The sequence below is a fragment of the Deltaproteobacteria bacterium genome (genome assembly GCA_016180855.1).
GTDB lineage: Bacteria > UBA10199 > UBA10199 > JACPAL01 > JACPAL01 > JACPAL01.
In genome coordinates this window covers 59,572-73,540 of record JACPAL010000004.1, presented here as the reverse complement: position 1 = coordinate 73,540, position 13,969 = coordinate 59,572, and the positions used below count along the sequence as shown (strand labels likewise).

Annotated in this window: 6 protein-coding genes; all 6 read left to right on the top strand. The window is 54.6% G+C overall.

What is annotated here, in order from left to right; translation table 11 throughout:
• Positions 1–7 precede the first annotated feature (7 nt).
• The 6 genes from HYT77_02565 to HYT77_02540 all read left to right on the top strand — a co-directional run bounded on the left by HYT77_02565 (position 8) and on the right by HYT77_02540 (position 13,953).
• Positions 8–718 (top strand): hypothetical protein, encoded by a 711-nt coding sequence (locus HYT77_02565; protein MBI2066879.1) that lies wholly within the window; start codon positions 8–10, stop codon positions 716–718.
• A 21-nt stretch (positions 719–739) separates the two neighbouring features.
• Positions 740–2,350: a hypothetical protein gene (locus HYT77_02560; GenBank protein ID MBI2066878.1), complete on the top strand. Its 1,611-nt coding sequence runs from the start codon at positions 740–742 to the stop codon at positions 2,348–2,350.
• A 19-nt stretch (positions 2,351–2,369) separates the two neighbouring features.
• Positions 2,370–6,482, top strand: coding sequence for a hypothetical protein (locus HYT77_02555; protein MBI2066877.1), 4,113 nt, complete (start codon positions 2,370–2,372; stop codon positions 6,480–6,482).
• A complete protein-coding gene (locus HYT77_02550) occupies positions 6,479–10,537 on the top strand; it encodes a hypothetical protein (GenBank protein ID MBI2066876.1) in 4,059 nt (1,352 codons plus the stop codon). Before HYT77_02555 ends, HYT77_02550 begins: the two co-directional genes overlap by 4 nt.
• A 61-nt stretch (positions 10,538–10,598) precedes the next feature.
• The gene (locus tag HYT77_02545) at positions 10,599–11,651 is read left to right on the top strand and encodes a hypothetical protein (protein MBI2066875.1); all 1,053 of its coding nucleotides are present in this window, start codon (positions 10,599–10,601) and stop codon (positions 11,649–11,651) included.
• Positions 11,652–11,658: 7 nt separating this feature from the next.
• Positions 11,659–13,953, top strand: coding sequence for a hypothetical protein (locus HYT77_02540; GenBank protein ID MBI2066874.1), 2,295 nt, complete (start codon positions 11,659–11,661; stop codon positions 13,951–13,953).
• Positions 13,954–13,969 lie beyond the last annotated feature (16 nt).

The window sequence follows — 13,969 nt, the reverse complement described above, 5'->3', positions numbered from 1 at the left end:
ACAACGAATGGTAGCAATCGGTTCATTATTGGCGGGGGAGGCAACGGCGGTTGGTCTGCCACTTGCCCCTTCGTCCTCGACCGAGGAGGGTGCTACCGGGAAGACCGCCGGACTTCAGTTGCATCTCACAGGCAACTTTATCCTCGAACAACGAGCCAAGACCCCGGAACCAGATTTCACAGATGGCTATCGGGGACGAGGGGAGGCAGAATCCGAGGGAAAAATTGCGGGGGCACGACTCGTCTGGCACCCGACCAAACAACATCTAAGCCCGCGCGGTGGCTTCTTTCTGGGGCTGCACCATTATCGAAGGGTACAGCATCAGGGGGAGGATCGCCTGGAGACATCAAGCAAGATCATCTCATTCGGTGGCACCGCCGAAATGACAAGCCTTTTCCATGCGGTCGGTTTGCCAGGTAACAAATTCTACTTGGGCTTTCTTAGCGGACAGATCTTTGTGGGACCCGCAACTTTTTTGACTCGAATGACACACTATTTGGAGGAGGAGCAGGAAAATCCGGTGAACCGGACAAGTATCGGACTCGCGGCCGGTCTTCAGGTGAGACTCGCCTCGATCGGTGTCGGTCCCGCCTTACTTCATCTATCGGTTGACAACACCTACGTGCGTGAACTGGCAGCCGTGAGTGGCGGAGGAGAGGGGAAGCAGAATTATCTGCAACTCCTCGCCCCAACCGCCGTTTTGGAGTGGCGATACTAGCAACTAAAGGAGATCGAAAGAATGGGTGCCGTAAGTGAAACAGCGCCAGCAAAGAAAGAGATAAGGCTCCAGGAGGTATCAGCCGGGGCGACCTACACCCCCGCCGATGTCAAGCAGGGGGCCGGTTCTCTCCCTACATCAACCGGCGGAGAGATCGGTGGAAAACTGCGCCTCGGAGATCATGTCCTGCACCTCTCCCTTGGGGCATCAAACCGAAAACTTGCCACAACAGACACAAGCCCGACCGTATCCGTTGTTGATTTCAAGGTAGCCGCCGATCTCGTCCATGAATGGACCGCCTTGCAGGCAGGACGGGCCAAACTCCGACTCGGAGAACAGGTCGGTCTCGAAGCAGTGACTTCATGGTCTCCTGGACAGGGGGACGTCGCTGGTGGACTGTATGCACGGACGACCTATACACCGGCCGCAATCTCGCTCGGTCCTGTCGGCATTGACCTGATGCAACTCAGACTGAAGGTCCCGATCTTGAAAGATGATGATTCCATGCCCCCCTTCGCGGCGGAGGCAGTACTCAATGTGAGATACCATCTGGACGACTCCCTTGGTGCGGAAGATGACATCAAGACGCTTCAAAGAGAATTGGAACAGCTTGAGGGGCTTAAAACGACCCAACGCATTGAATGGATCAAAAAAACGATGTGGGAAAGGGCACGGGATCAGCTCCAGACCGAAAAACCCCTCCCAAATGTCGTCATGGAGCTCTGGCGTGACAGTATCGCTGATGCCGGGGGTGACCGATGGGATGAACTGGGACAACTGGTCCGACGCCGGTTTCTCAGGGCAACAGATGTAAAGAGGCTTGCTGCCGGTCAGCTCTCTGAGGATGAGATCGATGAATTGAATCGCGCCCTCGAGTCACTCCCGATGGGACAGATCTTAAGCGAGGGGGGGGCGCTCTCACTCAGACTCGAAAAAATTCTCCTCGCCGTTAACAGAACCGAATTGAACCCGGTCTTGAAAAAGCAGGTCGATGACTTCAATTCCCTTTATGACTCCACCTTCAACGGCCTTGATGAAAGAATCCAATTTAAGCGGGCGGAACTGGTTACAGCAGAAAGGCACCGCCGTGAGGCGATGGCTTATTATCAGATGTCAAATACCCCCATCCTCGGACTGACCAATCTCCGTCTTTATGAGGCCGCCGATCCGACGGCCGCAACACCGGGTCTGAAGGCGAAGGTCAATCAACTCACCTTAGGAATTCAGACATGGAATGACATGATGTTGATCCGGGCCGTTCAGGCGGTTAATGAGGATGCCCCAAAACCAATCGCCGTTGGTTACTCCGTCGTTGGTGGGGCGCTAGGATCAGCCGCGATGATCTACGGTGCCGTCGGCAAGAAACCGGGGATGTTCCACAGCGGCCTGATGCTCGACACCTCCCTCCTCCTTTCTTTGGAAAGCCTTCTCGCCTCACCGGAAGACCCGCGGCGAGCGAAGGGAAATGATCTCCGTCTGAGGCTGAGCCTTGCAGCGGCCACCCTCATGGCACTGGCAGGCGGGGCGATTCTCGTGAAGGACGACTCCCAATCCCCATGGGGACTCGGGATGATGGGTGGCGCCGTCGCCCATGCCAGCATGGGGCTCTTCATGTTTACCTTTGGGCCATAACATTATGACGAAACCGTTTTTGAAAAATTGGTTCCTTCTGCTCCTGCTTGTTAGCATCGGACTTCTTTCCGCCTGTGGTGGCGGTGGCGCCGATGAGCCGTATGTCTTCCCACGTGACAGTGGTGTCTCGGGCGGTGGTTCAACCACTCCGCCCCCTCCCTCCCCCTCCCCTTCCCCTTCTCCCTCTCCCGTCAGCTGCGTGGGAGATACCGATTGCGCCCCGGGGGAAAAATGTCTGAACGGCCAGTGTGGCATTGAGGAATGTGCCGCTGATGACGAATGCGATGACGGAAAGGTCTGTATCGACGCTACCTGTACGCTCGTCACGGAACAACGATGTACTGCTGATTCGGAGTGCAGTGCCGCCGAAAATGGGAAGAAGAGGATCTGCAATGAGGAGGAATGCATCATAGGCTGCCGGGCAGACGCCGATTGCTCCGAAGGAGAGACCTGCAACACTACCCTTGCAGTACCCCAATGCGAATTTGCGATCAATCCGGAGACAGTTTGTGAGGTGCGTGTCGATTCTTATCTGGAGCTCCGTATCGATGCCGTGCGTGATCGAAACGACATCCCCAACCCCTGCCCCTCCGCCTTTTATCCGAACCCGCCGCACACCGACCTCTTCTGTTGTACAGAAGCCAATAGGAGTAGCCCGAGTCCGGAACCGCTGTTTGGTAACAGTCAGATGTGCGACCTCCCCAACACCTTCTCAATCACCCAGTGGGGTGGAAATCGGCCGATGAAGTTGCTTTTTGATATTGGCGACGATCACTGCAACGTCTTCCTCCGGGCAACCGATTTCCCGCGCTACCTCCTCGAACATTCGGCGTTGCCGGGATCGCTTGCGATCGACTCGGGTGCCAATCTTGCCGCCGCCCCAAGCATGGCGGCCCACGTCGGCCGCGGAACCTGCCGGGAATTGCCAGGAGGCGGTATCCAGATTGAAGGAATCACGATGCAGTTCCTGGTCACGCTGTACGACAACTTCACGCGCTGCCAACTCGGCGTCTCCACAAGTTGTGCCCCAGGAACAACCGGCTATCCGGGACCCGAACCGTTCAGCGAGTACTGGTCTACCGATATCTCCGCCGACCAGCCGCCGATCGATCGTGTTATCCAGGCCCTGCCGGGACTTGCCAATCCCCCCCTAACACTCACGACCGGCACCGCCAGCATGAGCCCACCGGACCCCTCTATCAATGGAGTCAGCACCGTTTCGATCAATGGGGGACCTCTCCGGTTTGTCGAGAGCGAAAACAAGAGCCGTGTTGAATTTGTCACCGCTGTCTTTGTCCCGAATGATGGAAACCCGGACCTCAATGCCGGTACGGGTCAGTTACAAGCGGAGTTGGGCAATGCCCTTCTGACCGCGCGGATCGGCGGAGTTGTTACCAATCCCAACGCATCCGATGGAACCATCCGTGGTCTTCAACATCTGCGCGATAATTGCGGACAACCAACCGGTGGTGGTGGCGATGGAGAAAATAATGCCCTCTCCCTCTCGGCACGCCTCCGTTTTCAAACCGACGATTCAGCCCCCCTTCAGCAAGAGACACTAACGGTGGAGGGGGATGTCGAAACCGGTTTTGAGATTGATCTCTGCCTCCCGGGTCTGCACAACGACGATGGAGATTGTGTCCCGGTATCGCAAGGAGAGCTCCCGTATGCCAAGGCGGAAGGTGACCCCCTCTACCCCTCAACGACCGATCAATTTGCACAGAACGGAACAGTTACACTGACGCTTCAGGGTGGGGATGGAGGGATCCAGTTCGATCTGCCCCCCGCCGGCGGGGCGTTCCAGATCGGAAGCGATTTACTCGATGAACTCCTGGAAGGGATCAACATCCTGGCGGATCAGGAGACCGACATCTCGCTCCCGATCACCTTCACGCCCCAGTTGTCCGGTCTCGCCTCCTGTACAAACAGTGGAGAACTGATCCTCTGTAACGAAACGAAGACGATCTCGGAGAATCCGGAGATCAAACTCTTCCTCCATGGAACGGCCCGAAAACCAGCTCCTCTGCTCAAACTGGAAGAGGTTCGTATCGGCACTTTTGAAACCGGCTCTTCTGTTGATTCCTCCACGCCGGTCCAGTTTGCCGAAAAGATCGTAAACGTCGGAACCGATCATAAACTGTTCCGTCTAAAAAACGATGGGGTGCGTGCCATTACGATCGATGCCTTACAAGCCCAGGACGGACACAAAAATTTCCGTCTCGGCTCCGTTTATCAAGGACCTGACTTCGAAAATCGGGCCTGGAGATCCGATCAATCCTCCTGGACGATTCCGCCCAGCAGTGAAGAGACACCTCAGAATCTCTTCTTTTTCTTAAACTATGGGCCATTCGCCACCGAGGCGGTCAACACGGTCGATCCCAGTACAGAGACACTAATCCGGGAAGATCAAGGAAGTTTATATCTGCACGGTAGAAGCGTCCGTCCCGACCTGGAAACAGAAGAGACAATCACGCTTCAAGGGCGTGCCAAAAATGACCGACGGGCGACCCTTTCCGCCTATATCCAGGATGACAACCGACGAACACGCGAGGGGAGTTGTCGCGAGGAATCCCATTGTAATACCTTTACCGTCGAAGGTGCCGGAGAGACCTCCACCTATGACGCCTATGAACCGGATAAGGCCCTTGTCTACAGCTTCCGTCAGGATGGTGCGACCCGCGAAATCTTCATCAAAAATCGTGGGGGGCTCGAACCACTCCGCATCCTGCAACCTCCCTGCCTCAGCGGTCCCAGTCAGGACCAGTTCACGCTCGTTGTCGATGGAGTGGTGGGAGATGGCCTCTGTACGCCCGGAGAAGAGCCGGTGGTCGTACCGGACTATCCGATCACACTGACCTCCAATCAGGAGGTCCGGCTCGGTCGGATCACCTTCAATGCCGAATCAAGCGGATCGTTTGAAATTCATACCGCCGATCTCGTAATCAAAGCGACCTCCGGCAACGTCGACAATAACCCACCACGACTTGGTGCAAACGAAAATTTTGAAAACACATCAACGGAGATCCATTTTGCCCTCAAGGGGACCCACGCCGCACCGACAGATACAAGGGACCTCGTCATCCACCGGTTGATGGCCGGCACCAACCCGATGATCAATCCCTCTTCACAGCAATCCCGTCTCTTGAGCACAACAACCCGCGGTCTTCTGGAGCGGTATCGAACACGCACCCTGACAGCCTCCCAAATCAACGACTATGTCGAGGTCTTTACATTAACCGACGGTATTGAACTTAACCCCGTCACCGGTCAGGCTTACATCAATCCAATCGTAACACCGATTGATCCATCAGGAAACCTCCGTCCCGCATCAGAAATGGCAGGGCTTCGACTATATAATGGTCTTGGTTCTATTACGGGGCAGTCCTATCTGACAGAACACCGTGTCCAATGCGAGGAGATAGGAACAAACCAATGCTCGTACTTCTATCTGTTCCTCGCCGATTCCTCAGCCATTGATGTTGAGGCGGATTGTGGTGGCCACCCAGCGATCCAGTCTTCACCCTCCGCCGACGTGAATACCGGTAGCCTCACGAATGTCCTCGTTCCAACCGATGCCTTTGAGAGGGGATGCCTTGAGGAATTTCTAAGACAGCGAACGGATGAAGGAAATTACCGTTTCCGGATCCCGGGCTCCTATGATCCGGCTACTGGCGAATTAAATTTTTATGATCTGGCAGTCCGATTGTTCGCGCCAGATGTCCCCGTCTTGAGCAGCGATATCGACTCCCACATGAGGATCGCCTTCTCTACGGAGTGCATCACGCCCGCCTTGATCCCTGATGAAGATAATCTCGGTGTGCGTCTTGTCCCCAATACCGTCCTCCAGGACCAACTGTTTGACCAGGATATCCCGGAAAGTTTGATGGATCCGGAGAACCGGAACCTGATCGACTCACTCTTCACGGGGGACGGTTGCGAGGCGGCCAACGAGCTCCACGGACGACGTATCGCAGCTCCCGAACCTGCCGGTCCCAACAGTTTTGATTATGGCACCGGTTCGGCGCCCGGGCCCTTCAATTTTGATCTGGTCGGGCTTGGGAAGTTATCGAGCTCGTTTGACAGTGCCGCAGGTGTCACGATGTATGTCATCATTAAGGCGGAGATTCGATGAAGAAACTGACAAAAACAATCTCTTTAGCTGCCTTCCTGTTGATCGGCCTATTGGCTCGTCCGCTGCTCGCCTGTGAAGAAGGCTTTATCAGCCTCGAAGATGCCTGCTCGGCCCTCTATATGGGAAACCGAATCTGTCTTCTTGATCCACAGGATGGCCTCAACACGAATCAGGACTCGATCTGTTTCCGAGGCAAGTTCATGACCTATGAAGACTACAAAGATGTCGTCGACTTGATCTTCGCGATCTCCTACCCATCAGACATCAATAATGTGAATGACGTTGTCCGTGTTCCGGCGATGGGGGAGATCCAGACCGAGGACGGCAGCTTTGCCTTGACCGTTGGACTGCCGGGAGAAGGATTAACACAAGGAGAGTTTCAGGCGATCGTTCATGCTGACTTCATTAGTGAAAGTCAGATCCAACGTGTTTCGGAGACACGTCAACTCTTCCGGGTCGGACGACCGGATATGAGCATCCTCGCAGCACGGGAATCAGGAGCTGCCTCCCAATCCCCTTATACCGTCTCTCAAAATGATGACCGGGACGATGACGGGATCCCCAATAGCATCGATCCCGATGTGGATGGAGATGGAATCCTCAATGCCGACGATCCCGATGATGATAACGATGGTATCTTGGACGTGAGGGTCACGGAATCAGGGACCGAACTCGATCCTATCGCCACACGAGAATCCCGTCTTGAGGAGGAAGAGATCAGTGCGAGTAAAATCGACCTGTGTATCGCCACCACGCCCGGCCTATCTCCGGTAGAAGGGAACGCTCTTCTCTTTTCAGCCGTTGATGAAGTAACCGACGATACAAACGGTGTCACCAAGGTCACGCGAACCACCTTGCAACCAACCGAGGTCGTCTCTTCTGATTCTGATTTTTGCCACGGACATATTGTGACCTTCCCCCTCGGTCATGGCCTCAATCGCCTTGAGGTCGAGGTAAACAACGTCACGACGGAAGGGACTGTCGGCCAACGGATCGCCCTGGAACCTTTTCGGAATGATATGCGGGGCCCGAAACTCTGCGTAAAATATTACCGCGATCAAAATCTGGGGTCTGAAATCCCGGGGGTCGATGGACGAGTCCTTATCGCCGATCAAAGAAATTCGCTCTCGCAGGTCTTCGTTGACGTTACTAGCTGTGAGATCGATGGAGGGCAGGAGCCGTTGCAAGAGCCCCTCCTCGTTCAGGCACAGCATGAGACCGATGCCGCGGGCCAGTCGGTCTTCGACGAAATGTCAAAGAGGGTCGTAAACGGAAGAGATCATTTTGTCGCTGCCGTCTCCCCACTTCAGTTCCCGATCAATACCTATACCATCAAGGCCAAGGACCTGAATGGCAACGAAACGATCGACTCCCACTCCTTCTCCTTTGGAAAGGTTCGGCCGGTCGTTGATTCAACGGGAAAATTTGATCCGATCCGCGGGATGGTTCCGGAGGCAATCTCCGCCTATCTGCCCGCCGACACTATCCAGGGAGAGCTCAAGGCAACGCTTCTCAAAATCCTGAACTCAGCCAAATTCAAACAGGAGATGCTGCCCGATCTGTTTATTCCAACCCCGCTCCCCTCATCCGTCTTAAGACACTTTCAGGACAAGATGGGATGTGACTCGGTCTTCTCCGAGGATTATACCCGTGTCTTCAAGCTGTACGACACCACCGTACGGGAAGTTGACATCCCCCGTCTCGATCTCATGGATGGAAACAAGGCCCGTCTCACACTCGAGATCAAGGACTTACAGAGTGATGTTGAATTCTTTGTCGTAAATTACATCGACTCGGATGACGACGGGATCATGGATATTGAGGACAAGGACGATGACTGCCATGACACCGATCCAACCCGTTGGAATCCGACCAACAACTGTCCCTCTCCTGACAAAGATGACGAGGATGAAGACTTGGATGATGACGGGGACGGCCACCTGGATACAGTCGATTTCCCTGGGGAGTTGCGGACGGAACCGGTCTTAGGCACCCACATCCTCCCGTTCAAGATGAATTTCGCCTCGATCAAGATTGCCGTGGAACTCCGGGTCAAGGAAGAAAATGGAAAACTGAAACTCGAGATCAAAAGGGTTCCCAATGAAAGTCTGCTGACCTGGGTCGGAGGAATGGAGTTCGAGCATGGGGTCAAACGGGGTGTGGTGATTGACTGCACCGATGAACGGACAGAGGCACGGACCCATTTCAATGGATCGCCGGGCGAGTTCGTCGCCCCTCAAGCAGGCCTCTCGGATACCGATGATACCGACGAGGATATGGCAATGTGCCAATTCCTGAGAGGCCAGGATCTTGCCTTGGGGCCCCTTACCGACGTCGATCCCGACTGCTACAACCAGAACCTGGACGGACAGCTCAAGGTCACCCTGGAACAGACACTCCGTCACGCCATTCCGCACCAGATCGAAACTGCTTTAAAAAAGTACGAAGAGACACCTCTGGAACGTCTTGAATTCGATCTCCTCGATCTGCCAGTCGGTATCGATCTTTACGCCGACATCAACCACGCCTCCATCGAGGTGAGCCGTTTGGGGATCTTTCTGAGCGTTCCCGGATTGATGGCACCGGCGGCCGACGTCGGTACAAACGATCCGGAGGCAGACCACTTTGTCACACGTCTTCTTGAAGAAACGATACCGGAAGGGGTCGATGGGGCCACCATTGCCAACAGCTTTGGCCCCATTCGCGAAAAGGAGGCGGGTGAGCCTGTCGATCCGGCCGATGCCGCCCTCTTCATGGGGAATGAGATCAATCTTGGCCTCTCCGAAGAGTTTCTGAATTCACTCCTTCACACCTCCAACATGCTGCTTTACCACCTCGCACAGGAGAAGGCGGATCTCCTCGATATGAGCATCTCCCGATTGCGTGAGATGGGGCTCGCCTCACCGAATATTGGTGGTATTCGTACGGAATGTTTTAACAAGGATGGTGAAAACATTGAGGTGGATGAACGCGGACCGAAGGTACGGAACGGCGAAACCAATCAAAAAGAACCGACCGATTCACCGTTGAATGACTGGGAATGTTTCCCCTTCTCGCTCGATGTTCAGACAGCGATGGGCGGAGCAACCTTTCTGCCGGGCGTACCCCCCAATGCCCCTGTTATTATTCGCACCTCCCTCGATCCCCATACGGCGATTACCGCACGCATCCTTAATATCTCAGGCGGGGCCATCCGTGAAGGAGACGAAACAACCGATTCACCCCTTATCAATGTCGATCTCGAATTGGGGCTGAGAGATGCTGTCATGAGTCTCTATAAAGGAGAGGCGATCACCGCGGGACATCCCTCCTACGATCCAGAGATTGTGCTCAAAGATATCTGCGATCTCCCGTCGAGCCGTTCAGGGCACCAGCTCGTTACCCACCCCAACTGCGGTGTCCAACCGGTCCCGCTTGCGCGATTCAAGACAAGCGGCAAACTGACACTCCGTCTCACACTTCTCCTGGCCGAGGAAGGCCTCATTGCGATTGATGCGGGGCTTGCCACCAAAATGGATGCACCGGTTGAGATCGATTATGAAAACGGCACCTATGGTCAGGAACCGACCGCTGTTTTGGATACCGACAAGACGTTCATTAACTACACGGTGATCGAGAACAACACGCTAACGCGCGACACCGACGATCCGGACGGTGAACAGGTCGGCATCGGGACCGTCTTCCAGACACGCATTAACGCCCTGCTCTCCAATTATTTGGCCACCAGTACCCGTTCCATTAAAAAAGAGATGGCGGCGATCGCTCCTCTGGAGGATTTTTGTACTGAATATGCGATCCCCGACCTCTGCCCCTGCGCCGAGAAGGTCTATCGGATCCAGCATCGTGATGAATGTGAGAACTTCTCCGAACGTCCACTCATTGATTTTGGTATCCGGGGATTTCTGCTCGACCGTTTGAACCTGGCACTGGCCGGGAGTCTGCAATTCAAGTCAACACCGGAGGAGAGCTTCGGCACGGCCCATGGTGCACCGCGGCATCTTCTGATGGGACTCGGGATCTGTTTGAAAGATACAAACGGGAGATGTGTGGAATAATGAAGAAACATCTTAAAATGGCTGCCGATAATACCCTCGGACTAAAAAGGGGATTTAAACAATGATCCATTTGCCGATTAATAGGGCATCGCCGCTAGCCCTACTGGTAGGAGGGGCCATTCTGCTTGAGGCCTGTGGAGGGGATGATAATCCCACCCTCCCTCCCGAAACAAGACCGACCGGAACCGATCAGGCTGACGAGGCCTGCGAGCCGGCTAATTATGACATCGTAGTAACCTTCTATGCGAAGGGGCTCCGCTACGAGCACCCGTGGGTTAATAACGCGACAACTCCATACGAACCGCTCAGTCAGGTCTGTGTTGATTACCAGATCGATCGCGTCGACGTTGCCTCCAGCTTTATGGACGCCATCCATGCCACGGACTATAAGTTTGCCCAATGGAATAGTCTCCCCAAATTTCTTGATTATCACCGTCAGCTCTGTCGCGAGGAAGGGGCGGTCAGCGACGAACAGCTGGAGGAGTGTCAAACGGCGCTCCGCAATACAGTCGCGCGCCAGATGCACGAAGACCTGTTTGCCCAATGCTTCCATCAAGGCTGTTGGGGAAACATTCTGGGACTCCTCACGGTTACGGGAGAGACGGAACCGCTCCTGCCGAGAGAGACCGCCCTGCTCATGGGCTCAGGGATGTTTGTTCAAACCGACTGGGAATTTTCTGACAACCCCTACGATCGCACCAATCCGGATCAGCCGCTCACTGCAAATCTCACCCTGACCTTCTGGTCGACTAACGATCGGGAGATAAATCGAGGGGATGACGGAACGCTTTCCGAAGGTTTCTGGGCTGAGATGTTTGATGCCACCAATGACTGCAAACCGACGGCGGGGAGAGAAAGAACCGCGACGGATCAAGAGACAGGTGAAGAGGTTGCCGTTTCAATCCCTGATTTTTCCGATGGACGACCAATCGCCAAGAGAAGTGAGGCGTTTACGGGGGTCGTCCCCAATATCCCCTGCCTGAGTGAGGGGGAGTCGTTTAGATCGGCCGATATCCCGTTCTGTACAGGGGACTCCTGTGGACTCCTGCCTGGCACTCATGTCGATGAAATGGGAATCCGTCTCCTCATCACAAGAAGGAATATAAAGAACTAAATGACCTATGGCGGACCCCCCCTCCCTGGATGGCCATCTAAGACGCTTTGGGATCGAACCAAATCCTTATGATCAGGAAATCTATAACAGGGCACACAAAGCAGGACGAACCTACGGCTCCCCCTCTCACGACCTTGATGACACGATCGCCCGCTGGTCAGAACCGATTCGTCTCGGTCAGCTTATCAGACGGCATGTGCCGGGAGGTCTCGATTATCTTTTAACAGAGGCGCATATCCCCCTCCTGCGGGTCCGTCCCGATGCCGCCTCATTCCCGATCCATACGCACTTTTACCTGGGGGCACAGGCTTACCTGTTAGGCTTGGCAGAGGGCTCGGGCAAATCAGTTGTTCTTTATACCTTAGGGTATGATCATCGGGTCGCCGCGATCGCGTATGAATCCCCGGCCTTTGCAAAGGCCTTTCTCGGAATTGAGCCGGAAGAGCCACTGCCTCGCGACCCCAGGGAGGCGATCCAGCATCTGGAGGGGATCGTCCGTCAGGCCCCGAACATTTTCACGTTTCAGGATCAGATCCGCGCAATTCAAAATGCATTCGACCAATACCGGCGAGATCCAACCCGGATGACTGCCGATGATTTTGCCGTCACCAAGCAAGAGACCCTCACCCCAGGATATGACACCAACAAAGGGGCCCCTTATGCACGACTTGGCGGCAAACCGCTCGTGGCCGAAGCGATGGAGCAAATCGGTCATATCGATGACAAGGCACGAGCGGTCGAGATGGTTGCCGGTCCTGCCATGAGAGGCAAGGGGATGCATCTTCATCTCCCACCGGGCGCAAGAAACCTCACCACCGCCACATCGGGAGCCGAGATCCAGATGGAATTGGCCGGGCAGACAGGAGTCAATCAATGTCGACTGCTGACCGACGCCGTTGCAACAATGGCTGCCTCACCTCGAGGCCAAGGAGAGGCAAGCGTCGTTCGTCTTGCTGAACCACAAGGCCTCCCTGAAACCGCTCCGAATGATGGGGATTACATCCCGCTTGAAACACCATCGGTTAAATTTCACACCCAGAAAACGGAACCCCAGTTTATCACCGCAAGAAGGATCATGATTGATGCCCATCTGAACGGACCTCCACCAGAAACCGTCGGCCAACGCGCCAAACAGGTTGGGCTGCGGGGCAGCTTTTCAGCCCTCGAGATAGGAGGCGCCGTGTTCCTTTCCAAAACCCTGGTTGGAGAAAAAGTGGACTGGGGTGAAACGATTCCGGAGGTTCTGATTTTTACCCTCTTCGGTCTTGCAGGCGGTCTTTGCAGTAGCCTCTTTGGAAAATCTCCCTATCTTCGGGGAGTGATCCAAAACATTTTCACCCCCTGGTGTTCGATGTCGGTCGTTCAATGGTATCACGACCGGGAATGGACCCCTTTCTCAAACCTCATAGTCGGCACCCTTTTTTCAGGGTTTCATCTGGCATTGGGACGATTCCTGATCGAACCATTGATCATTCAAAAGATGGGATACCGGGCCCTTTGCGCGTTTGAGGCCGGAAATATCGCCCAGGGGATCCGCTGGCAAAGGGGTTTGAGGGGACTCACCTATTTGACCCGCTTTACCGCCACGACCGCTCTCCTGACCGGAATGGAGTGGTTTGGAAGACGCTCCCGGCTTGGGGCCTACTCCCAGACAAAGTCGGATCTGGTGGAGTGGGTTTCAAAGGATTACCTGGAATACAGACAGATGTACGAAGCGATCGAAGATCGACTGGAGGCGGGTGAAGAGGTTTCTGATGAGCAGCAGAAAATGCTTCAGGATCGCTACAAGACGTTTGCCCGAAAGATCGAGGATCGGTCGTTGACCATGGAGTTGGTCGCCGGTGATCATCCGGATATCGAGGGGAAGCATTACATGGAGGCGCTCCGCAAACATCAGGAGGCGTTGGATGAACTGGAGGAGGCCCGGAAAGAATTTGAAAAGTCCCGGAGACGGTACCCCAATTTTCCCGTTGGCCCCTCCGATCTCGTCGAACATCTCTTTAGAAAAAATCCACGATTCGTCCCGCTGGAACAAAAAGTAGAGCAGTTTGAAAGAAGTCTAAAGATTGCTGAAGCGGCCCTCCTAAAAAGGCGACAAACAGAAGAATCAAAACATCAAAAAGACTGGCAAAGAGAGGCGAATCGGACGGCCAGGCTGCTTCAGGACCCTCTCAATTCAAGCCTCGGGTGGTACCAACTGCAACAGGCTGGAGGCACGCAAGTCGCCTATATCCTCAAAGACCTTCTGGCGAGAGAACAGATAGAAAAAGACCGGTTGCTCACCAGGGCAAGAGGTTTTTAAAGCTGTTTAGGCTTGC